This is a genomic window from Mesorhizobium sp. M0045 (assembly GCF_040323385.1).
Lineage (GTDB): Bacteria > Pseudomonadota > Alphaproteobacteria > Rhizobiales > Rhizobiaceae > Mesorhizobium.
On record NZ_JAMYUY010000021.1, the window covers coordinates 1 to 21,188 of the forward strand.

Annotated in this window: 23 protein-coding genes; 13 read left to right on the forward strand and 10 right to left on the reverse strand. The window is 61.7% G+C overall.

Features of this window, described 5'->3' with window-relative positions; all coding sequences use genetic code 11:
• Positions 1-67: 67 nt before the first annotated feature.
• Together groL and groES are read right to left on the reverse strand one after the other, a co-directional pair.
• Positions 68-1,723: a chaperonin GroEL gene (groL, locus tag NKJ72_RS25290; protein ID WP_352479888.1), complete on the reverse strand. Its 1,656-nt coding sequence runs from the start codon at positions 1,721-1,723 to the stop codon at positions 68-70.
• 62 nt (positions 1,724-1,785) lie between these two features.
• A complete protein-coding gene (groES, locus tag NKJ72_RS25295) occupies positions 1,786-2,082 on the reverse strand; it encodes a co-chaperone GroES (RefSeq protein WP_006203049.1) in 297 nt (98 codons plus the stop codon).
• Positions 2,083-2,300: 218 nt separating this feature from the next.
• Here groES and NKJ72_RS25300 point away from each other — a divergent pair, with 218 nt between their 5' ends.
• Positions 2,301-3,236 carry a bifunctional helix-turn-helix transcriptional regulator/GNAT family N-acetyltransferase gene (locus tag NKJ72_RS25300; RefSeq protein WP_352479889.1) on the forward strand — a complete coding sequence of 312 codons (936 nt, stop codon included), beginning with the start codon at positions 2,301-2,303 and terminating at the stop codon, positions 3,234-3,236.
• 40 nt (positions 3,237-3,276) lie between these two features.
• Here NKJ72_RS25300 and NKJ72_RS25305 read toward each other — a convergent pair whose 3' ends face one another.
• Complete coding sequence (locus NKJ72_RS25305; RefSeq protein WP_352479890.1) at positions 3,277-3,516, reverse strand: BBE domain-containing protein; 240 nt, start codon at positions 3,514-3,516, stop codon at positions 3,277-3,279.
• Between NKJ72_RS25305 and NKJ72_RS25310 the strand changes: the two genes are divergently transcribed.
• From NKJ72_RS25310 to NKJ72_RS25330, 5 genes are all read left to right on the forward strand, one after another.
• Positions 3,400-3,861, forward strand: coding sequence for a LysR substrate-binding domain-containing protein (locus tag NKJ72_RS25310; RefSeq protein WP_352479891.1), 462 nt, complete (start codon positions 3,400-3,402; stop codon positions 3,859-3,861). The two genes, NKJ72_RS25305 and NKJ72_RS25310, sit on opposite strands and share 117 nt — an antisense overlap.
• A 156-nt stretch (positions 3,862-4,017) precedes the next feature.
• Positions 4,018-4,497, forward strand: coding sequence for a MarR family winged helix-turn-helix transcriptional regulator (locus NKJ72_RS25315; protein ID WP_352479968.1), 480 nt, complete (start codon positions 4,018-4,020; stop codon positions 4,495-4,497).
• Complete coding sequence (locus NKJ72_RS25320; RefSeq protein ID WP_352479892.1) at positions 4,494-5,666, forward strand: HlyD family secretion protein; 1,173 nt, start codon at positions 4,494-4,496, stop codon at positions 5,664-5,666. Before NKJ72_RS25315 ends, NKJ72_RS25320 begins: the two co-directional genes overlap by 4 nt.
• 304 nt (positions 5,667-5,970) lie before the next feature.
• The gene (locus tag NKJ72_RS25325) at positions 5,971-7,506 is read left to right on the forward strand and encodes a DHA2 family efflux MFS transporter permease subunit (RefSeq protein WP_352479893.1); all 1,536 of its coding nucleotides are present in this window, start codon (positions 5,971-5,973) and stop codon (positions 7,504-7,506) included.
• Positions 7,507-7,679: 173 nt separating this feature from the next.
• Positions 7,680-10,367, forward strand: a complete 2,688-nt coding sequence (locus NKJ72_RS25330; protein ID WP_352479894.1) for an EAL domain-containing protein — start codon at positions 7,680-7,682, stop codon at positions 10,365-10,367.
• A 43-nt stretch (positions 10,368-10,410) separates the two neighbouring features.
• Here the strand turns inward: NKJ72_RS25330 and NKJ72_RS25335 are convergent, their stop codons facing one another.
• Both NKJ72_RS25335 and NKJ72_RS25340 read right to left on the reverse strand, forming a co-directional pair.
• Entirely contained in the window at positions 10,411-10,926 is a 516-nt protein-coding gene (locus NKJ72_RS25335) for a CAP domain-containing protein (protein WP_352479895.1), read from the reverse strand.
• A gap of 130 nt (positions 10,927-11,056) precedes the next feature.
• Positions 11,057-11,512, reverse strand: a complete 456-nt coding sequence (locus tag NKJ72_RS25340; RefSeq protein ID WP_352479896.1) for a MarR family winged helix-turn-helix transcriptional regulator — start codon at positions 11,510-11,512, stop codon at positions 11,057-11,059.
• A 62-nt stretch (positions 11,513-11,574) separates the two neighbouring features.
• Here NKJ72_RS25340 and NKJ72_RS25345 point away from each other — a divergent pair, with 62 nt between their 5' ends.
• The gene (locus NKJ72_RS25345; protein ID WP_352479897.1) at positions 11,575-12,024 is read left to right on the forward strand and encodes an SgcJ/EcaC family oxidoreductase; all 450 of its coding nucleotides are present in this window, start codon (positions 11,575-11,577) and stop codon (positions 12,022-12,024) included.
• Between the two features lie 275 nt (positions 12,025-12,299).
• Here the strand turns inward: NKJ72_RS25345 and NKJ72_RS25350 are convergent, their stop codons facing one another.
• Positions 12,300-12,665 (reverse strand): winged helix-turn-helix transcriptional regulator, encoded by a 366-nt coding sequence (locus NKJ72_RS25350; RefSeq protein ID WP_352479898.1) that lies wholly within the window; start codon positions 12,663-12,665, stop codon positions 12,300-12,302.
• 106 nt (positions 12,666-12,771) lie between these two features.
• Between NKJ72_RS25350 and NKJ72_RS25355 the strand changes: the two genes are divergently transcribed.
• Together NKJ72_RS25355 and NKJ72_RS25360 are read left to right on the forward strand one after the other, a co-directional pair.
• Positions 12,772-13,476, forward strand: a complete 705-nt coding sequence (locus NKJ72_RS25355; protein ID WP_352479899.1) for a glutathione S-transferase family protein — start codon at positions 12,772-12,774, stop codon at positions 13,474-13,476.
• Between the two features lie 141 nt (positions 13,477-13,617).
• Positions 13,618-14,442, forward strand: coding sequence for a DUF2189 domain-containing protein (locus tag NKJ72_RS25360; protein ID WP_352479900.1), 825 nt, complete (start codon positions 13,618-13,620; stop codon positions 14,440-14,442).
• 6 nt (positions 14,443-14,448) lie between these two features.
• On the opposite strand, the gene NKJ72_RS25365 is transcribed toward NKJ72_RS25360, so the two are convergent.
• A complete protein-coding gene (locus NKJ72_RS25365) occupies positions 14,449-15,081 on the reverse strand; it encodes a LysE family translocator (RefSeq protein ID WP_352479901.1) in 633 nt (210 codons plus the stop codon).
• 230 nt (positions 15,082-15,311) lie between these two features.
• On the opposite strand from NKJ72_RS25365, the gene NKJ72_RS25370 reads away from it, so the two are divergent.
• Together NKJ72_RS25370 and NKJ72_RS25375 are read left to right on the forward strand one after the other, a co-directional pair.
• Complete coding sequence (locus tag NKJ72_RS25370; RefSeq protein WP_254817424.1) at positions 15,312-16,172, forward strand: TIGR01459 family HAD-type hydrolase; 861 nt, start codon at positions 15,312-15,314, stop codon at positions 16,170-16,172.
• A gap of 9 nt (positions 16,173-16,181) precedes the next feature.
• On the forward strand, positions 16,182-17,165 hold the full coding sequence (locus NKJ72_RS25375) for a bifunctional riboflavin kinase/FAD synthetase (protein ID WP_352479902.1): 984 nt from the start codon (positions 16,182-16,184) through the stop codon (positions 17,163-17,165).
• A gap of 79 nt (positions 17,166-17,244) precedes the next feature.
• On the opposite strand, the gene NKJ72_RS25380 is transcribed toward NKJ72_RS25375, so the two are convergent.
• Positions 17,245-17,799, reverse strand: a complete 555-nt coding sequence (locus NKJ72_RS25380; RefSeq protein ID WP_352479903.1) for an HdeD family acid-resistance protein — start codon at positions 17,797-17,799, stop codon at positions 17,245-17,247.
• Positions 17,800-18,147: 348 nt separating this feature from the next.
• Here NKJ72_RS25380 and NKJ72_RS25385 point away from each other — a divergent pair, with 348 nt between their 5' ends.
• Complete coding sequence (locus tag NKJ72_RS25385) at positions 18,148-19,053, forward strand: alpha/beta hydrolase (RefSeq protein WP_254817427.1); 906 nt, start codon at positions 18,148-18,150, stop codon at positions 19,051-19,053.
• A gap of 199 nt (positions 19,054-19,252) precedes the next feature.
• Entirely contained in the window at positions 19,253-20,059 is an 807-nt protein-coding gene (locus tag NKJ72_RS25390; protein ID WP_502894288.1) for a MipA/OmpV family protein, read from the forward strand.
• A 16-nt stretch (positions 20,060-20,075) separates the two neighbouring features.
• Here NKJ72_RS25390 and NKJ72_RS25395 read toward each other — a convergent pair whose 3' ends face one another.
• Both NKJ72_RS25395 and NKJ72_RS25400 read right to left on the reverse strand, forming a co-directional pair.
• Positions 20,076-20,510 carry an RES family NAD+ phosphorylase gene (locus NKJ72_RS25395; RefSeq protein ID WP_352479905.1) on the reverse strand — a complete coding sequence of 145 codons (435 nt, stop codon included), beginning with the start codon at positions 20,508-20,510 and terminating at the stop codon, positions 20,076-20,078.
• 2 nt (positions 20,511-20,512) lie between these two features.
• Positions 20,513-20,887: an Xre family toxin-antitoxin system antitoxin gene (locus NKJ72_RS25400; RefSeq protein WP_352479906.1), complete on the reverse strand. Its 375-nt coding sequence runs from the start codon at positions 20,885-20,887 to the stop codon at positions 20,513-20,515.
• Positions 20,888-21,188 lie beyond the last annotated feature (301 nt).

A 21,188-nucleotide genomic window follows, 5' to 3' on the forward strand; every position in this document is an offset into this window, starting at 1 on the left:
ATGCCGCCACTCAAGCCCGCTTGCGGGCTTGAGCAACGTGAGTTCATGGGCGTGCTTTATAGACTTCTTAGAAGTCCATGCCGCCCATGCCGCCCATGCTGCCGCCGCCCATGCCGCCAGGCATGCCGCCGCCAGCCGACTCCTTCTTCGGAGCCTCCGCGATCATGGCTTCGGTGGTGACCAGGAGGCCGGCGACCGAGGCCGCGTCCTGCAGAGCCGTGCGCACAACCTTGACCGGATCGACGATACCCATGGCGATCATGTCGCCATATTCGCCGGTCTGGGCGTTGTAGCCGAAGGTCGCGCCCTTGTTCTCGAGGATCTTGCCGGCAACGATCGATGCTTCCGCACCGGCGTTGGACGCGATCTGGCGGGCCGGAGCCTGCAGCGCGCGACGCACGATGGCGATGCCCGCGGTCTGGTCGGAGTTGGCACCGGTTGCCTTGATGGTCAGCGAGGCACGCAGCAGTGCGACGCCGCCGCCGGGAACGATGCCTTCTTCGACGGCCGCGCGGGTCGCGTTGAGGGCGTCATCGACGCGGTCCTTCTTTTCCTTGACTTCCACTTCGGTCGCACCGCCGACGCGGATCACGGCAACGCCGCCCGCCAGCTTGGCGAGACGTTCCTGCAGCTTCTCCTTGTCGTAGTCCGAGGTGGTCTCCTCGATCTGCTGCTTGATCTGGGCGACGCGGCCCTGGATCTCGGCCTTCTTGCCGGCGCCGTCGACGATGGTGGTGTTCTCCTTGGAGATCGACACCTTCTTGGCGCGGCCGAGCATGTTGAGGCCGACATTCTCGAGCTTGATGCCGAGGTCTTCGGAGATGACCTGGCCACCGGTGAGAATGGCGATGTCTTCCAGCATGGCCTTACGGCGATCACCGAAGCCCGGCGCCTTGACGGCAGCGATCTTCAGGCCGCCACGCAACTTGTTGACGACCAGCGTCGCCAAGGCCTCACCTTCGACGTCTTCGGAGATGATGACCAGCGGCTTCGAGGTCTGCACGACAGCCTCGAGGATCGGCAGCATGGCCTGCAGGTTGGAGAGCTTCTTCTCGTGGAGGAGGATGTAGGCGTCTTCCAGATCCGCAACCATCTTTTCGGCGTTGGTGACGAAGTAGGGCGAGAGATAGCCGCGGTCGAACTGCATGCCTTCGACGACTTCGAGCTCGGTCTCGGCGGTCTTGGCTTCCTCGACGGTGATGACGCCCTCATTGCCGACCTTCTGCATCGCTTCAGCGATCATCGAGCCGACCGAAGCATCGCCATTGCCGGCGATGGTGCCGACCTGGGCAACCTCTTCCGAGGTCTTGATCTTCTTGGCGTTCTTGATCAGCGTCGCGACGACGTCGGCGACGGCGAGGTCGATGCCGCGCTTGAGGTCCATCGGGTTCATGCCGGCGGCAACCGCCTTGTGGCCTTCCTGGACGATCGACTGCGCCAGAACGGTCGCGGTCGTGGTGCCGTCGCCGGCGATGTCGTTGGTCTTCGAAGCAACTTCGCGGACCATCTGCGCGCCCATGTTCTCGAACTTGTCTTCAAGCTCGATTTCCTTAGCGACGGTAACGCCGTCCTTGGTGATGCGCGGTGCGCCGAACGACTTGTCGATGACGACGTTGCGGCCCTTGGGGCCGAGCGTGACCTTCACCGCGTCGGCGAGGATGTTGACGCCGCGCAGCATGCGCTCACGAGCGTCGCGGGAGAATTTTACGTCTTTGGCAGCCATTTTTAGCTCCTGGCAGGGGCTTGGATTAAGCCCGAAGATTTAAATGAGGGTGAGGCCGATATTCAGCCGATGATGCCCATAATGTCGGATTCCTTCATGATCAGAAGGTCTTCGCCATTGAGCTTGACTTCGGTGCCCGACCACTTGCCGAACAGGATGCGGTCGCCGGCCTTGACGTCCAGCGGGACGAGCTTGCCGGCTTCGTCGCGGGCGCCGGAACCGACGGCGATGATCTCGCCTTCCTGCGGCTTTTCCTTAGCCGTATCGGGGATGATGATCCCGCCCGCGGTCTTGGATTCGGATTCGACCCGACGAACGACCACGCGGTCATGAAGCGGGCGGAACTTCGACTTTGCCATTTTTTATTCCTCGATGAGAATGGTGAGAACAGTTCCTCCGTCCGGCGGCGCCGGACATGTGGTTAGCACTCATCTTGGGGGAGTGCTAACGTGGCGCTGAAATAGGCTGGCAGCTCGCGCGAGTCAAGACGCCTGGTGAGCATCCTCAGGACGATTGCTTCAAACGGATACTTGACTAAGTCAACTAAATGGCTGATCTTGCCGGGCAGGAGGATGCCATGACCATTCATCATCACCCAGGCAAGGAGCGGATCGACGCGGTGCGGGCCTTCAACCGCTTCTACACCCGCCAGATCGGGCTGCTCGACGAAGGGCTGCTGAAAAGCACCTTCTCGCTGACCGAAGCGCGGGTGCTCTATGAGCTGGCGCATCGCGACGGGCTGACCGCCACCGACCTTGGGCGCGATCTCGGCCTCGATGCCGGTTATCTCAGCCGGCTGCTGAAGAAGTTCGAGGAGCGTGATCTGGTCGAGCGGGCCACGATCGAGGCGGATGCGCGGCGCTCGTCGATCGCGCTGACCAAGGCCGGGCGGCAGGCCTTCGCGCCGCTGAACCAGGGTTCGCACGAACAGGTCGCGGCTTTGCTCGAACGGCTTTCGGCTGCCGAACAGGACAGGCTGGTCAGGGCCATGCAGACGGTGCAGCGTCTGCTGGGCGGAAGTGCCGAGCCCAAAATTCCCTATATGCTGCGGTCTCTGCAAGTCGGCGACATCGGCTGGATCATCCATCGCCAGGGCCTGCTCTACGCGCAGGAATATGGCTGGGACGAAACCTATGAAGCGCTGGTCGCCGAAATCCTCGGTGCCTTCGTCAAATCCTTCGATCCGAAATGGGAACGCAGCTGGATCGCCGAGCGGGAAGGGGAGGTCGTCGGCTCGGTCTTCGTCATGCACCAGTCGGACGAGGTGGCGAAGTTGCGCCTGCTCTATGTCGAGCCTTCGGCGCGCGGTCTCGGCATCGGCAGGCGGCTGGTCGAGGAATGCATCGGCTTTGCTCGAACGAAGGGTTACAGGACACTGACGCTGTGGACCAACGACGTGCTCACCTCGGCGCGCCGCATCTACGAGGCGGCCGGGTTCAAGCTGACCGACGAGGAGCGCCACCATTCCTTCGGCAAGGATCTGGTCGGCCAGAACTGGAATTTGGAGTTATAGCAGCGCCGCAGAATTTCGAGCATCGGCCTGCGGCGGTCGCTCAGGTCGCAGGCTTAATGTTTTGGTTCAAGCGACAGAGATTGGTGGGGTCATACTTGTTTTTTAGCGCGGCCAGCCTCGGATAATTCTCGCCGTAGGCCGCCAGAACGGCTATGCGCGCAGGATGCCGCGGGACGTTCCCGCGCAGGAAATTTTTCGGGACGCATTCTTTCCGGTATGCAGCCCGGATCTGTTCGCAGGAGGCGACCGACAGATCGAGCGCGCCGCCGATCTGCTGCAATACCCGCTCATCCATTTCAATTGGACGAACCGCGACCCGGAAGCGCCGACCTGGCAGCGATGGCTGGCAATCGCACGCTCGATCGATCCCAGCATCCCGAATGCCAACCGGGCATGGGACTTGAGTTTCCGCGAAGAGCTGCACGCGATTGACGCGGTAGCGGCAGGCCAAGGCATCGCTATCTGCAGCGATGTGGTCGTCAGTGGCGAACTCGAGGCTGGCAGGCTGGTCAAGGCACATGATCTCTCTCTGCCAGGCTATGGCTTTTACCTTGCTGGCGTAGCCAATCACCCCCGACAAGCGCATATCGAAGCCTTTTCCGCCTGGGTGAGATCGATAGTCTAAGCATCTGAACGCCGATCTTCCGCATGCTCGTCACAAACGCCCGGCGTAATAAATTGCTAACCACGATCGCCCTGCACCGATTGCCATGCACACTTACCGGCTTCTGGCACAATCGGGCTCCTTGAATTATGAGCACGCTTATTATATATGTCGCTCATGGTTTCCGACGGCATCGACAGATTGGGCTTTTTGATCCACGACGTGCAGCGCCTGATGCGCAAGCGGTTCGAGGCGCGCGCCAGTGGTTTCGGCCTTTCTTCGGCGCAATGGCGGCTTCTGGTACGTGTCGCCAAGGAGGCGGGTGTCGCGCAGGCGCGGCTTGCCGAGCTTCTCGAAATCGAGCCGATCAGCGTCTCGCGTCTTGTCGATCGAATGGAGGAGGGCGGCTGGATCGAGCGCCGTCCCGACGCAACCGACAGGCGAGTGCGCATGATTTTCCCGACCGCCAAGGCGAACGCGGCCTACGCCCACGTCAAGAGCCTTGCCGGCGAGGTCTATGAGGAATCGCTCGTCGGCGTTTCGCCGGAAGATCGCCGCGTCCTGGTCAAGGCGCTGGAAACAATGGTGCAGAATCTTGCAGATGGTGAGACGCCGCCCTCGGAAAAAACGAAGAATACGGAAGGCGCAGCAGCATGAACGCGGTAGCCAAACTAGATGAGAATGCGGCCAAGCTGGAGATGGAAGCTCCCGCGAAGCCGGCGGCAGCTCCGGTAACGGTCGCTCCGCAGGTAGCTCCGGCGCCGGTGGCGCCGAAGCGCCGTGCCGGCCGCTTCCTTTTGATGTTTGTGCTGCCCGCTGCGTTGATCGCCGGCGGCAGCTATGTCTGGGTGACCGGCGGCCGCTATCAGGAGACCGAGAACGCCAATCTGCAGCAGGCCAAGGTTTCGATAGCCGCCGATACGGCGGGCCGCATCGTTCAGGTCGACATTTTCGACAACCAGTCTGTCAAGCAGGGCGACGTGTTGTTCGCCATCGATCCCGAGCCCTACCGGATCGCGTTGGCCCAGGCCGACGCGGCGGTTGCCGGTGCGCGGCTCAATGTCGAGCAGCTGCGTGCGGCCTACAGCCAGGCGCTGGCGCAGGAGAAGTCCGACGAAAGCCAGGTCCAGTACGCGCAGTCCCAATATGACCGCGCCGCCGACCTTGCCCAGAAGGGCATCAACGCCAAGTCGTCGCTGGACGAAGCCAAGAACGACCTCGACAAGGCCAAGCAGCAGCTGGCCGTAGCCCAGCAGGGGATCGTCAGCGCCAAGGCGGCACTTGGCGGCAATCCCGACATCGAAACCGACAAGCATCCGACAGTAATGGCGGCGCTCGCCGCACGCGACAAGGCGGCCTACGATCTGGTCCAGACCAAGGTCAAGGCGCCTGCCGACGGCATCATCAGCCAGGCCGCTTCGTTCAAGGTCGGCCAGTATGTCGGTTCGGGCACGCCGCTGTTTTCGCTGGTCGAGACCGGCGACACCTGGGTCGACGCCAATTTCAAGGAAACCCAGCTCACCAACATGAAGCCAGGCCAGAAGGCCGATATCGTGGTCGATACCTATCCGGGCAAGACCTTCGAAGCCACCGTCAAGGCGATCGGCGCCGGCACCGGGGCCGAGTTCTCGCTGCTGCCTGCGCAGAACGCCACCGGCAACTGGGTCAAGGTCACACAGCGCATTCCGGTCCGCCTGGAATTGGCCGATGCCGACGCCAAGGCGGCGCTGCGCACCGGCATGAGCGCTACGGTCACGGTGGACACCGGCGTTTCCCGCGGGCTGCCGAGCATTTTCCGCGGCGCCACGGCGGGCGAGGCCAAGTAAGGAGGCCGAACAGCGGCCGCATAGCAAACGGCGAAATGGATGCAGGATTGGTCCGAAGGAGGCGCAGGAAAAGTTGAATGCGTAAACGGGCTGCGCTGTAGCCTGCCTGAGCAAACAACTCCGCGCAGGGTCTTCGGTCCTCAGGTTTCCGGGCGGCAGGCGCCCGCTTGTCGAGACGCTCAGTTGATGTAACCCCCACATCGATGCTCGCGTCCCACCGCGATGAGGGTCTCTCTACAGCGAGGGCCTCGCCGTCCGGAAACCCAATGTACACGTTTTTGTTACCTGCTGGAAGTTTTACGTCATGAGCAGCCCAGAACCCTTTCGCGAAGTACCGCACCGCGGCCTGATTACAGTCGCGCTCATGCTTGCGACGATCATGCAGGCGCTCGACACGACGATCGCCAACGTTGCGCTGCCGACCATGACCGGCGATCTCGGCGCCTCCCCCGACAACATCAACTGGGTGCTGACCTCCTACATCGTTGCCGCGGCGATCATGACGCCGGTGACCGGCTGGCTTGCCGACCGCTTCGGTCGCAAGGAGCTGTTCCTGACGGCCGTGGTCGGCTTCACCGTCTTCTCCATGCTGTGCGGCATCGCCTGGAGCCTGGAGACCATCGTTTTGTTCCGGCTCATGCAAGGTGTGTTCGGCGCTGCCATCGTGCCGCTGTCGCAGACCTTCCTGCTCGACATCAACCCTAGGGAACGCCACGGCCAAGCCATGGCCATCTGGGGCGCCGGCATCATGCTGGGACCGATCCTTGGCCCGACGCTGGGTGGCTGGCTGACCGAGAACTTCAACTGGCGCTGGGTGTTCTTCATCAACCTGCCGGTCGGCATCATCGCCTTCCTCGGCATGGCGGCGTATCTTCCCAGCGTTGCCCGGCGGGTGCGCAGCTTCGATTTCTTCGGCTTCACCATGCTCTCGCTCGGTGTCGGCGCGCTGCAGCTGATGCTCGATCGCGGCGGCGAGGTCGACTGGTTTTCCTCGATCGAGATATGGATCGAGCTCGGTCTTTCCATCACCGGCTTCTGGGTGTTCACCATTCACACATTGACGGCGGAGCACCCCTTTATCGACCCGAAGATCTTCCTCGATCGCAATTTCGTCACCGGGCTGGCGTTCATCTTTGTCATGGGCGTGCTCATCTTGGCGAGCATGTCGCTGCTGCCGCCAATGCTGTCGACCATCTTCGGCTATCCGACCCTCACCATCGGCATTGTCCTGGGGCCGCGTGGTGTCGGCACGATGATCGCGATGCTGTTCGTCGGGCGGATCATGCACAGGATCGATGCCAGGATCCTCGTCGTCATCGGCTTCCTGCTAACCGCGCAGTCGCTCTACACGATGTCCAGCTTCTCGCCGCAGATGGACGACTGGCTGATCCTCAGTTCCGGCGTCATCCAGGGCCTGGGAATGGGCATGGTGTTCGTGCCGCTGTCGACTGTAGCCTTCGCCACGCTCGACGCACGCTTCCGCACCGATGCCACGGCGTTGTTCAGCCTGGTGCGCAACCTTGGCTCGTCGATCGGCGTGTCGGTGGTGACGGTTTTGCTGGTACGCAACACGCAGATCAACCATGCCGAGCTTTCGGCCTACATCAATCCGTTCAACCCCAACCTCTGGGCGGCATCGCCGGCAGCGGCGGGCGGCGATCCGACGGCGCTGTCGCTGATGGATCGCATGGTCAATGTCCAGGCGATGATGATCTCCTACGTCAATGACTTCAAGCTGCTGATGATGATGACGCTGCTTGCCATTCCGTTTGTTTTCCTGCTGCGCAAGCCAAAGGCCGCGCCGCCCGCCGGTGGGGCGCCTGCCGCGCATATGGACTAAGCCTCAGGGCTTACGGCAACCGCGACCGGCTCGAGGTTTCCGTTGGCTGTGCCGGTCGCGTCGCGTTGAGCCAGGTTCACCTGCCATTAGTATATCCGGACCAATATGCACTGCTTTTGGGTTGAAGGCGAGCCTCCATTGCTTGCCTCAAGCATCAGCGGGAGGAATTGTGTTTGGCCACGAAATCATCCAGGCAAACCGCCGCAGCGCCCGAGTCCGCCAATCTGACGACGCTGGCAAAACTGGCGACTACCTCGTACGAAGTCCTCGAGCGCGAACTTCGCGCCACGATTGCGGCGCTTCAGGACCAGGCACTGCGGTTCCAGACCGCGATAGAGAACATCTCGCAAGGCATCTGTTTCTTTGACGCCGATGAACGGCTGATCCTGTGCAACCGACGCTACGCGGAAATCTATCGCCTTGCACCGGAGCAATTGCAGCCGGGTGTGGCGCTGCGCGAAATCGTCGAGCGGCGCGTCGCTGTCGGGACCTCGGCAATGAATGCGGACGCCTATCTGGGGTTGGCCCGGGCAGTCAATTCGGGCACGGCTTCGGGGAACTGGACAGCCGAGCTCGCCGATGGCCGGACAATTCAGGTCTGCCATCAACCGATGCCTGACGGCGGCTGGGTGGCCACGCACGAGGACATCAGCGAGCTCAGCGCCAATCGCTTGGTCGTTGACGAGCGTATCTCCTTGCAGACGCTGATCGACCTGGTGCCTGACTACATGTGGGTGAAGGACACCGAAAGCCGCTTCGTCGTCGCGAACCGAGCCATTGCGTCCGATAGCGGTCGGGACAGCACGAGCGACATGATCGGTCTGAGCGACTTCGACCTTCATGCGCCGGAACTTGCGCAGAAGTTTCGCTTCATCGAGCAGCAACTGATGCGCGACGGACAGCCGATGATCGACGAGGAGGAGTTCGTCATCGATGCGTCAGGCACCGGCAAATGGTTCCTGTCGACGAAACTGCCGTTGCGCAACGTTCAAAACAACATTTTCGGCCTCGTCGGCATTGCCCGCGACATCACTGCGCGCAAGCGGGCCGAAATCCTGCGCGACGGGCAGGCGCATATCCTCGAGATGATCGCAAAGAGCGCTCCCCTCGAAGATGTGCTCGAGCGGCTCATGCGTCTGGTCGAATCCCAACTGGCGGGGATATTCGGTTCGGTCTTGCTGCTCGACAAGGATGGCAGCCACTTGCGTCACGCCGCCGCGCCCAGCCTGGCGAGAGACTACACCGACGCCGTCGACGGCGCCGCGGTCGGCCCCAGAGCAGGGTCTTGCGGAACCGCAGTCTATCGGCGCGAGCCGGTGATCGTCGCTGACATCATGCACGATCCGCTTTGGGAGGATTATCGCGAACTCGCGCGGCCGCACGGTTTGCGTTCATGCTGGTCGACCCCGATCCTGTCGCATCAGGGCGCCGTGCTTGGAGTCTTTGCGATGTATTCGATGACGGTGCGCGAACCGACAGAGGCCGAGACTCGCCTCATCGATTTCACCACGCGCATCGCCGGGATCGCCATCGAACGCAAACAGGCCGAAGACCGGATCCACTTCATGGCCAACCATGACGTGCTGACCGGGCTTCCCAATCGCGCCTTGTTGGAGGATCGGCTTTCACAGGCGGTCTTGTACGCCCAGCGATACGATCGCTGGGTGACGGTGGTGTTCATCGATCTGGACAATTTCAAATTCGTTAACGACACGCTCGGCCACAATGCCGGCGACGAGCTTCTGAAGACCGTCGCTAGTCGCATGGTCGACTGCGTAAGGGCGACCGATACCGTCGTGCGGCTTGGCGGTGACGAATTCGTCATCGTGCTGTTCGACCAGCCGGCGAACGTTGATCTCGTTTCCGAGACGTTGCAAAAGCTCAGGGCTGCACTCGCCGAGCCGGTTCGGCTCGGAGCACATCTGGTGCGGGCGACGGCCAGCATCGGCATTGCCAACTATCCCAAGGATGGAACGGATCCCGATACGCTGCTGGCAAATGCCGATGCGGCCATGTATCGCGCCAAGGAGTTCGGCCGCGACAATTTCCAGTTTTACGCTCCGGAGTTCAACACCAGGGCGCATGAAAAATTCGTGCTTCAGGAAGAGTTGCGAAACGCCTTGGCCCGTTCGGAATTCACGCTGCTCTACCAGCCGCAAGTGGACCTTCGGTCAGGTCGGGTTTTTGCGGTCGAGGCGCTGATACGCTGGAACCATCCAACGCTTGGCACGGTAATGCCGACGATGTTCATACCGACCGCCGAGGAGACAGGTCTGATCGTACCGATCGGCGACTGGGTTCTGCGTGAGGCGTGCCGGCAGAACAAAGCCTGGCAAGACGCGGGACTGCCGCCCTTGACCGTTTGCGTGAATGTGTCGGCGCGGCAATTCAGGGAGCGCAACCTGATCGATCGCATCGTCAGCGCGCTGAAGGACAGCGGCCTGGAGGCCAGGTATCTCGAGCTGGAGGTGACCGAGAGCCTGATCATGCAGGATATCGAGCTGGCGGTCGCCACCATGAACGCCCTGCAAGGCCTGGGTGTCCAGATCTCGATCGATGATTTCGGCACCGGCTATTCCAGCCTCAGCGCACTCAAGACCTTTCCCGTGGCGCGGCTGAAGATCGACAAGTCCTTCATCAAGGATCTCGCCGCCGATGAGAACGATCAGGCTGTGGCCAGCGCGGTGATTTCATTGGGGCAAAATCTCAACCTGAGGGTCATCGCCGAGGGCGTTGAGACAGATGATCAGGTTGCTTTCCTGCGCAGGAACAATTGCGACGAAATGCAGGGCTATCATTTCAGCAGGCCGGTTTGCGCGCAGGACATCGAGGAATTGCTCGGCGGCGGCCGCAAAGACTGACGGATCGGTCGCCAGCAGGCTTCCGCCGACCAAATGGCGGAAGTTATCTGCCGAGCACAAGGCACCAGTAGCGAAGCGTGCTGTCGCGGCCGTCGCGCACATAGGCGAGACCGAAGCGGGTGAAGCGCGGGTCGAGCATGTTGCGGCGGTGGCCTGGCGAATGCACCCAGATATCGAACAGCTTCTGCTGGTCGAAGCGGCCTTCGGCGATGTTTTCGGCGGCAGCGCCGGCAATGCCATTGTCTTTGACGCGCGAGGCAAAGTCCTTGCCCCAGCCGGTGGTGTGGTTCATTCGGCGGCCGCGCGCCATATAGCCGGCCTGCTGCAGTGCCGCCTGCTCGAGCCGGGCATCGGGGACAAGCGGCCCGAGACCCGCCGAAGCGCGGATGCCGGCCAGCGTGCCAGCGGCGGAGGCAGAGACACCGGCGCCTTCGCCGGTGGGCAGCACGGTGGCGCAGGCGACGAGCCCGGCAAGGGCGCCAAGGCCGGCAGCTCTGAGCAGCACGCGCCTACTTAGGCTTGGTTGGGCCCCATAATTTTCGATTTTCGTAACGGTCATGCCCGCCTGACATAAGCGCGATCATGGCTTTTGCCGGGCAGGGCGGTGAAAATGCGTGATGATGGTTTCCGGCTCGACACCAGTCAGGCATTCACGGACAGACAGCTTCTTTTGCCCCATCTTTGCGGCTTCACGAGCGCTGGCGAGGTATCCTCGGTTGCAAATTTTCTCTGGGGGATATCGCTTGCAGTGACGACCGGAGCGATTCGTACGCCTGAGCACCAAGCAGCCTCCGGTATTGGTCTTCGAGACGCTGATTGAAATCGTGGACGGTCCGGATCACCGCAAGCGCCGCGTCGGTTGCAACGATTAATTTGGCCCGTCGGTCGTTCGGATCACGCGAGCGCCGAACATAACCGAGGCGCTCCAGTTCATCGATCAACTCACCCATCGATGCTTTGCCAATGCCCGCTCGCTCTGCGAGGACGCTGGGTCGGGTTCCTTCCGCGTCGATGTTGGCGAATACAGCGCCGTGTTTGGGCTTGATTGCCGAATGGCCGCTCTCCCGGAGAACCTGGACCAAAGCGCTCGCCGACGATTGATAAGCATAGAGAAGCAGAGACTGCGTGTATGGCTGATTATCCATCTTTCCAAACTTATATGGTGCCCATATAGTATGGCAACCGAACTATATGGCAAGAGGTCAGCATGGCTACTGGCAACGTCCGAACCGAAGGGGTGGAAAGTGTCGCGTACAGGCTGATCGACGCTTGGAATCGTCACGATGCTCGCGCCTTTGCCGCCGTATTCGCGGCAGATGCCGAATTTACTAACGTCTTCGGTATGCAGGCGACTGGACGTGACAGGATCGAGCAGTTCCATGCCCCAATTTTTGAGAAGATGTTCAAGCACAGCCACCTATCCGCGGAAAGCGTGCGGAACAGGCTTGTTCGCCCGGATGTTGCCACGCTCGACCTGCGGTGGTCCATGACTGGCGCACTCGATCCGATGGGAAACGAATGGCCGCGTCGGCGCGGATTAATCAGCGTAGTGGCGACGCGGGATCACGATGGATGGTTGATTGCAACGATGCACAATATGGAACTTGGAGACGATCAAACGGTAAAGTCTCAGGAGAAACTTCAAGAGCATAAGTAGGCTCTTCATCCACGTCTAAATCGAAAGCAACAGCCATCCAGCATGGTCAGCCGATCTGATCGGGCAATGAGATCGAACGGCGGGTCAGTGACCGGGATTGGCGAGCCATGCTACAGGAGTTGGTGCTGGATGGCCCGCGCCTTGCCCGGTTTGGTCGGCCACAATGGCGCGCCCCATAAGCCGGTCGCTTGGTCTTGCGGGATCTAATGTATGAACGGCTTGGCGCGCGCTGGGCTCTCGCCGGCAGTCTTTGCGATGCGGTGATCGCCGGTCGGCTATTCCGCCGCCACGAGTTTGGTTTCCGGCGTCGATGAAACCCGGCCGTCCCGATCGTCTTCGGTATGTTCCCACCAGTCGCCCAGGGCGTCGATAAGCGGCACAAGCTTGAGGCCGGGCTCCGTGAGGTCGTAATCCACACGTAGTGGATAGCCGGCATGCGCCGTTCGCCGCACGATCCCGGCTTCCTCCAGCTTGCGCAGTTCCAGCGCCAGGATGCGGTGCGACACTGCCGGGTTGTCACGCCTCAAATCGCTGAAGCGCTTGGTACCATCCTTGAGATAATAGAGCAGCAAGGTGGGCCAACGACCGCTGAGCACACGCATGGTCTCCTCGATCGGGCAGCGTGAGACGACATCTTTCATGGCGGGGACCTGGTTACAGAATAGTGCCTAATTTACATGGGGCGACCAGCGTTTAGGGTCAAGTTTCGCTGCGCAGCGTGACCCCTAACATGGAAGAGACAAAGAAATGGAACCTATTCTCCTTTACGGCTTCCCGCTGGGAAGTTCGATGGGGCTTGTCGCTGCTTTTGAACGCCTCGGACAACCCTATCGCCTGTGTCGTGTCGACATGCTCACTGAGATGAAGAACGACGCCTATGCCAGCATCAACGGCCGTCAGGAAACGCCGGTGTTGATCACGCACGAGGGCAGGGTGCTCACCGAGACTATGGCGATTGCCGCCTGGCTCGAAGCCCGCGATACGCAACGCCGTATCAGCTTCGATCCTCGCTCGCCGGAGGCCGACCGGATGCACCAGCTGGTCGCCTTCATAAACACCGGCTTCACCGCCGCCTTCACCCCGCTCTGGGCGGCATATGAAATGGAGTCGGCCGAACCGGTGCTGCTGGCGACTTTACGTGATTTCGGCCGCAAGGTCGTTACCAACCGCCATAACCAGCTTGAGGCGATGATCCTCGACACGGATTTCCTGATCGGCGAGCGGCTGACGCTTGCCGACACCACGTTGATCGGCGTGGCGCGCTGGGCGGAGTTCCACCAGGCGGTCGACGGCGCCGCTTACCCAAAGCTGGCGGCGCTACGCCGCCGCATCGAAGCCGATCCGGCCGTGCAATACGCGCTCGCTGTCGAGGCTGGCGAAAAGCCCGCCGGGTCAGGCGCTTGCTTCGGTCACTTGCCGCTGGCCGAGGTGATCGATCGCTTCGCGGCGTAACTGTTCGCTCAGCGCCCGGCGCCCCGGCGCCGGGCGCTGGCGACAAGCACGCCCAGATCGGCTATCATGTCGACGTTCTTGAAGTGGCAGCTGCGGGCGGCCATCCTGGCGGTGACCGCCCCGACACACGGGAGAAAGGTTATGGCCGGCTTTCATGTCATGGCTGATGCACGTGGAATGCATGTACAGCCCACGGTGCGCCGCATCAGCACCGAGGATCTGATTGATGCGCTCCGTCTCGGCGTCGAGGATTTCTGGGCCAAGCCGTCGCATTATGTGTTCCTGTGCCTGATCTATCCGGTGGTCGGCCTGATCCTGACGCAGTGGACCTCGGGCTCGAACGCCATCCAGCTGATCTATCCGCTGATGTCCGGCTTCGCTTTGGTCGGTCCGTTCGCGGCTATCGGCCTTTACGAAATCAGCCGCCGGCGCGAGTTCGGCATGGATACATCCTGGTGGCATGCGCTCGACGTGCGCCACTCGCCGGCGCTCCCCGCGATTGCGGTCATCGGCATCATGCTGCTGGTACTGTTCCTGCTCTGGCTGTTCACCGCGCAGTCGATCTACACCAGCCTGTACGGCAATCAGCCTCCGGCCTCTATTGCCGGCTTTATTCGCGAGGTGCTGACGACCAGCAAGGGCTGGACGCTGATCCTGCTCGGCAACCTGGCCGGGTTCGTCTTCGCCGCGATCGTGCTGGCGACGACCGTCGTCGCCTTTCCGCTGCTGCTCGACCGCGATGTCGGCGCGGTCTCGGCAGTCGAGACGTCGGCGCGCGCCGTCCTGACAAACCCGCTACAGATGGCGCTGTGGGGCCTGATGGTCGCCGTGCTCCTGGTCATCGGCTCGATCCCGCTATTTGCCGGGCTTGCCGTCGTCATGCCCATCCTTGGCCACGCGACCTGGCATCTTTATCGCAGGGTGGTCGAACCGGAGCGGGCGGAGCAGGTCAGGCGGCCAATGTAGGACCGATCAGCGTTGCGCGTCGGTTGCCATCTTGACGGCCAGCGCGGTCAGCACCGTACCCATCATCCAGCGCTGGATCACCATCCATAAGGGCCGCCCGGCGAGGAAAACCGCGATCGAGCCGGCCGTCACCGCGATGATGGCATTGACGGTCAGGCTGATCGCGACCTGCGTGGCACCGAGCACTAGAAGCTGCGACAGCACGTGGCCCTTGCCGGGGCTGATGAATTGCGGCAGCAGCGACAGATAGAGCACTGCCACCTTCGGGTTGAGCAGGTTGGTCATCAGGCCCATCGCGAACAGCTTGCGCGGCCTGTCTTTCGGCAGTTCGCGGATATGGAAGGGCGAGCGCCCGCCGGGCTTCACCGCTTGCCAGGCGAGCCACAGCAAATAGAGCGCGCCGGCAAGGCGCAGCACATCATAGGCAAAGGGTACGGCGAGCAGCAGCGCGGTGATGCCGAACGCCGCCGACAGCACATAGAACAAGAAACCGAGCGCCACGCCGCCCAGCGAGATCAGCCCGGCCTTCGGCCCCTGCGACAGCGAGCGCGAGATCAGATAGATCATGTTCGGGCCGGGCGTCAGCACCATGCCGAGGCAGACCAGCGCGAAGGCAAGGTGGTTGGCGGGTTCAGGCAAGAGCGCATCTCCGGATGGGAACACTCACCACATGCTTCCATCATCCGCAAGGGCATGAGGGCAGGAGCCTTTGCGCCAGTGCGCCGGGCCTCCTGCCTTAGTTCCCGGACGACAATCTTGCGGACACAATGAAAGCTGGTGACAGGGCGAAGCGCTTCGGTTAATCCGGGCCGGCCGCTACGGACCGTCGGTCGCGGCGCTTGCAAGCATCATGGTACAGGGACAACGGCATGGCGGATTCGCCCGACATCATCGGTTCGCTCGCAGACTTGTCGGGAGCCTATTCAGCCATACTGTGCGACGTCTGGGGCGTGGTGCACAATGGCGAATGGCATTTCCCGGCGGCGGCTGCCGCGCTGATCGCTGCTCGCGCGGCGAGAATACCTGTCGTGCTGATCACCAATTCGCCGCGCCGCAGCGCCGACGTGGTGGCGCAGATGAACGCCATCGGCGTTCCTCCCGCTGCCTATGACCGTGTCGTAACGTCCGGCGACGTTACCCGCGATCTGATCGCCGAAGGGCCGCGAAAGATCTTCCATATAGGCGCCGATCGGGATTTCACGCTCTATGAGGGCCTCGACGTCGAGCTCGTCGAGGAGTTCGAAGCATCCGGCGTGGTCTGCACCGGCCTGTTCGACGACGAGGTGGAGAAGCCGGAAGATTATGCCGATCTTCTGCGGCGGCTGCGTGCCAGGAACCTGCCCTTCATCTGCGCCAATCCCGACATCGTCGTCGAGCGCGGCGAACGCATGATCTGGTGCGCAGGCGCTTTGGCCCGCGAATACGCACAGCTTGGCGGACGCACGCTGATCGCCGGCAAGCCGTACGCGCCGGTCTATGACGTCGCCATGAAGGAGGTCGCCGTCATTCTCGGCCGCCCGGTCGAGCGTTCGCAAGTTCTGGCCATCGGCGACGGCATGATGACCGACATCAAGGGCGCGGCCGACAATGGCTTCGACGTGCTCTACGTATCGGGCGGCATCCATGCCCGCGATTACGGTGAGACGCTGCAGCCGGATCCGGCCAGGCTCGCGGCCTTTCTGGAAAAATACGGCTACAGGCCGGTCGCGGTGATTCCCAGACTGCAATAGGTTCAAGCCATGACGGCAATGTTCGAACGCATTTCCGCAACCGCACCGCTGCCGGCCCATCTGCGCGGCGGCGTGGTGGCTATCGGCAATTTCGACGGTGTCCACCGCGGCCACCAGGCGGTGCTCGAACGCGCGCGCGCCGAAGCGGAGCGTCGCGGCGTACCCGCCCTGGTACTGACCTTCGTACCGCATCCGCGAAAGGTTTTCAGGCCGGACATGCCGCTGTTCGTGCTGACGCCGCCGCCGATGAAGGCGCGGCTGTTGTCGCATCTGGGCTTTTCGGCGCTGGTCGAGCAGCCGTTCACACGCGAGTTCGCCTCCTTGTCGGCGGAGGCTTTCGTCACCGGCGTGCTCGAGCGCAACCTCGGCATAAGCCACGCCGTCACCGGCTTCGATTTCCATTTCGGCAAGGACCGCCAGGGCGGTCCGGCCTATCTGATGGCTGCCGGCGAGCGCCATGGCTTCGGCGTCACGCTGGTCGATGCGTTTCGCGACGAAAGCGCCGAGGTGGTGTCGTCGAGCCGCATACGCACGCTGCTGTGCGAGGGCAATGTGGCCGAGGCCGCCGGCTTGCTCGGCTACCGTTTCACCGTCGAGGCGGAGGTGATCGGCGGCCAGCAGCTCGGCCGGACACTCGGCTTTCCGACCGCAAACATGAGGCTTTCGCCGGAAGCCACCCTCAAGGAAGGGATTTATGCCGTCCGCTTCCGCCGCGCCGACGGTTCCCTTCATGATGGCGTCGCCAGCTTCGGCCGCCGGCCGACGGTCGACGACAATGGCGCGCCATTGCTGGAGACCTTCGTCTTCGACTTTTCCGGCGACCTCTATGGCGAGATTTGTGCCGTGTCCTTCTTCGGCTACCTGCGCTCGGAGGTGAAGTTCGACGGGCTTGACGCGCTGGTCGCCCAGATGAAGCGTGACGAGGCCGAGGCGAAGGCACTGCTCGCCGGCGTCAGGCCGCTTTCCGGGCTGGACGCGGCCATTGCTTTTTAGAGCATGGTCCCGACCCGAAGGTCAGCGAAGACAAAAAGTGGGAACCGGTTTTCCGACTAAGATCATGCTCAACCAGAATTTATCTCTTCAGCGCCAGGCCGACGGCAATGAAGGTCCAGCCTTGGAAAATCAGGTCGACGGCCAGGAACAGGCCGAGCACCCACACGCTGTTGACCGGCCAGCCCATGGCGATGACCAGTCCCGCCAGCGCGCTGATGACGCCGGCCGTGACCACCCAGCCCCAGCCCGGCTGCGGCCGGTGGCTGTAGCCGACCCAGGCCCTGAGCACGCCTGAGGCAAGCAGCGCGACCGCCAGGAGGAATGTCAGCACCGCCGAGGCCAGCAGTGGATTGTAGAAGGCGAAGAACCCGGCGACGGCGTAGAGAAGGCCGCTGAGCAGCCAATAGAAGAAGCGGCCCCATGTCTTCACGCCGAACGCATGAATGATCTCGATGACGCCGGCCATCAGCATCAGCCAGCCGACGACATAAACCGAGGCGACGGTTGCGATGAACAGATTGCCGAAAGCAATGCCGCCGAAGATGAGCAGCAGCACCCCGAGCGCGACGAACCATCCCCACTTCGCCCGCGTCTGGCCAATGGCGTCTTTCATGGCATCGCTGTGCACGGTCATTGCCCTTCTCCGTCAAGGTTGCCTAGCTTCTTTGTTCCGAAAGGTAGCGCCGATCGCCTTGCCCGTCCAGCGAGCAGGCTGTGAGCGCCACACTCCCGAGCGATCCGCTTGCCAGACCTTCGCTTTTTATCCGAGGCGGCCAAATACCAGATGGAATATTCGATCGTGTGCAGGGGTGGGCCAGCGCTAAAAGATGACAAGCGGGTTTACGGGCGACCCGTCGTCCCGTGTATTCGCCATGGCGCAAGTGTAACGAAAAATTCCCAGCGCTGGCGTTGGCCCTTTATCGATGACGTGCGGCTGCTGCTGTATACCGTGTTCTACGCTTGATGAGGCTGGGGAAGCAAAATGAGCGATATGGACGAACACCGCGATCTGCTGGAGATCAATGCCATCCGTAGGCTGTTGACGTCAAAACCACGAACGGTCCGCTGGGACGAACGCCGGGCACGGCTCGACGAAGTCGGTTCGGTCTGGCCGGTCGCGGAGGACATCCGATGCGAGCATGTGGTTTTCGATGGCCTCGAGGGAGAGTGGTCCCTGGCGCCTGGCAGTAACAGGGATAAGATTCTGCTCTTTTTCCACGGTGGCGGCTACTGCTCCGGCTCTCTTAAAAGTCATCGTCGAATGGTGACCGAGGCAGGTCGGGCAATGGGAATGCGCACCCTCGCGATCGCCTATCGACGAGCGCCGGAACATCCTTTCCCTGCGCAACATGAAGACGCACTCACCGCATGGCGCTTTCTGAGGCGGCAAGGCATTGCGCCGGATCGCACCGTGGTTGGGGGAGACAGTGCGGGCGGCAACCTCACCCTGTGCCTGGTCAGTATATTGCGCACGGCAGGCGAGCGGTTGCCGCGATGTCTTTGGCTGTGTTCGCCCTGGACGGACCTTTCGATGTCCGGCGCGACACTATCAACCAAGGACGCAATCGACCCTATCATCCACCGGGCGTATTTGGGGGAACTGGCAACCGCCTATGTTCCCAATGGCGTTGGTCGGCGCGATCCGCTGATCTCGCCTTTGTTCGCCGATCTGAGCGGATTTCCCCCAATGCTTATACAAGTCGGTTCGGCCGAGACGCTGTTGTCGGACGCAACTCGGCTCGCGGAAGCCGCTGGCGCGGCTGACGTCAAAGTACGTCTCGAAATTTGGCCGCATATGATTCACGCTTGGCCGGTTTGGAATGCGGGGCTGGGTGCCGGTCGGCGCGCTCTTCACAGCGCGGGGATGTTTGCCCGCGAATATTTATAACCCCTGCCGAAGCAGCTGCTGGCGCATTCCAAACATCTTGATCTGGAATCTTGGTGCGCCAGTACAATTCGCTGCAATGCGGAAAACAGCCCGGCCAACGCTGCCAAGGTTACGGACATTAAGTCAAATTTTACCGAACTGGCGCCATGGCTTGGATCAAGGCTGATAGTGTTCGTCAACGCGTTCGACGTATGGAGTAATGATGCGGTCTGTCCCGACGGTCTTGGCCGCATTCATGCTCGGCACCTGCGGCGTTGCCAAGGCAGGCGAGGGCACCTTCGGCTGGATGTCCGGAGACTGGTACCTGACGGTCGGCGCCACCGGCATGGTTGCCCCGAATTTCGAAGGCGGCAAAAAGTACCTGCTCAGCGCCTCGCCAATCATCTCGCTCGGCAAGGCTGGTCCCGCGGCGCGCTTCACCTCGCGCAACGACAATATCTCGTTGGCATTGATCGACGATGGCGGCGTCCGCGCCGGCCTGACAGGCAAGTTCCTGTTTTCCCGCGACGGTGGTGATGCCGACGAGTTGAAGGGTCTCGACCCGGTGCGCTGGGGCGGCGAGGCCGGCGGCTTCTTCGAATTCTATCCTTTGGATTGGCTGCGTGCCCGCGCCGAATTGCGGCATGGCATTCGCGCCCATAACGGCTTTGTCGCCGACATCGCCGCCGACGCCTTTTACGATGTGACGCCCGATGTCAGGATTTCGGGCGGGCCGCGCGTTTCATTCGCCTCATCGGACTATTTCGACGCCTATTACGGCGTTGATGCCGAGGAGTCCCTGGCCTCGGGGCTCAGCGAATATCATCCCGGTGGCGGGGTGAAGTCGGCGGGCCTGGGCGGCGCGGTGACCTGGAAGGTGACCGAGCCGATGACGGCCAGTCTGTTCGGCGAATATTCCCGCCTGATGGGCCCGGCCGGCGATTCCAGCCTGGTCAAGGAGCGCGGCGATCGCAACCAGTTCACGATCGGCGTGTCGACGACCTACCGCTTCGATTTCTCGATGTGAGCGGGCGGGCGTCGGCTCATTTGATCAAACGGCTGTCGAACGGATAATGGTATAGGCCCGCAATCGTAATGCGTGACGCATCGTCATGGGTCGGGTTGAGCAGATAGTTGTTTGCCTTGCGCATTATGATCGAAGGAATTTTCATGAGCGCGTAACGATTGGCCGAGAGAAAGTCCGTGCCCTGTCGCCGTGTCGATTCCATGTCCTTGTCCCAGCCGTCCTGGATAACCGGTTCGGTCATTTCTATTCCGTCCGGAACGTCGATTTCGATAAGCTGGTAGGTTTCCGGAACGGTTTCGCGCGTCGCATGCACCAGTATCTCCAGCAGTGCCGTCGAAGGGTGGTCGGTGCAATAGACGATGGGCATTCCGCGCCTGTTCCATCTTCCATCAACGAGCGTTCCGCCACGACCCGAGAGATCCGCGAAACTGGAGATGCGCCAGATGCGCATCGTCAGGCAAGCATGCCAAAGTCGATACGGATAAGCTCTTCGGAAACGACGTGGGCGCCGGTCTCTGTCTCAAGGAGATCGATCGGCCTTGCACCATCCAATGCTATGATCTCGCTTCTCAGCCAACGCTGGGCTTTCTCATGGCTACCGAATACCCGATCCGCCTGCTCGGCGATGCGTTCAAGGCGCAGGGCGCGGTCGGATTCAGCTGGCGAAAGCGGCTCGGCATGTTCCTTGCGACGCGCCAGCGTGCGGCGGGGGGCAACGATACGATAGAGTTCTTCGCTACTGAAACCCAGACTGCGCAGATGATCGATCTTGTCCGTAGGGACGGAAAAGTCGCGTGTTGCGCGAATTGCCCTTGCTGCGACCGACATGAATTGTTTCCTTGGCACTGCAGGCCATTTGCCTACAAATGTATGCGCAATTGGCACCTAACGCAAGGAAGCATCAGAGTTCGGGCTTTTCAATATCGCCTGTCTCGGCTAAAAGCCCAGCCATGACGAGCTTTTCGCGCCTTCTCGCGACTGCGATACGAATTACAGGCCCGGTGTTCCGGGCGGCTTGACCGCCGCCGGGGCCGCCGGGAATCTTGCGCGCGGCCTCTCGCGCTTTTTCCAGATCATCAACGCATATCGCCCAAAAGTGGGTCCGGTTTTGGGAAGACGATATGCGTCA